The following is a 269-nucleotide window of genomic DNA, read 5'->3' as shown; positions in this document are numbered from 1 at the left end:
CCCGCACCGGCCTCGGCACCCGCACCGGCCTCGGCGCCGGCGCCCGCACCGGCTTCAGCGCCCGCACCGGCCTCCTCGCCGGCGCCCGCCTCTCCGCCCGCGGCCTCGCCCGCTCCGGCGCCGCCGTCGGCGTTGAGCTGGCAGGCGGCGAAGGCCTCCAGCCCCTCCGGCTTCTCGGCGGCACGCCCGATCGCGGTCTCGATGCGGTTCAGGGCGGCGACGCGCTTGTCCTCCAACGGGCCGAGGATGGCGTTCTGGACGAAGTTGGG

The 269-nt window shown here is 78.4% G+C and carries 1 pseudogene; it reads right to left on the bottom strand.

The annotated features are described in order from the left end of the window. Positions 1 to 269 (bottom strand): annotated as a pseudogene (locus GTY47_RS27365) (hypothetical protein); the annotation flags it as partial.

The sequence above is a fragment of the Streptomyces sp. SID5464 genome, assembly GCF_009862985.1.
In the GTDB taxonomy this organism is placed as follows: Bacteria; Actinomycetota; Actinomycetes; order Streptomycetales; family Streptomycetaceae; genus Streptomyces; species Streptomyces chartreusis_D.
Note: the sequence above shows the minus strand (reverse complement) of the source record. Positions and strands in the feature narration are given on the sequence as shown.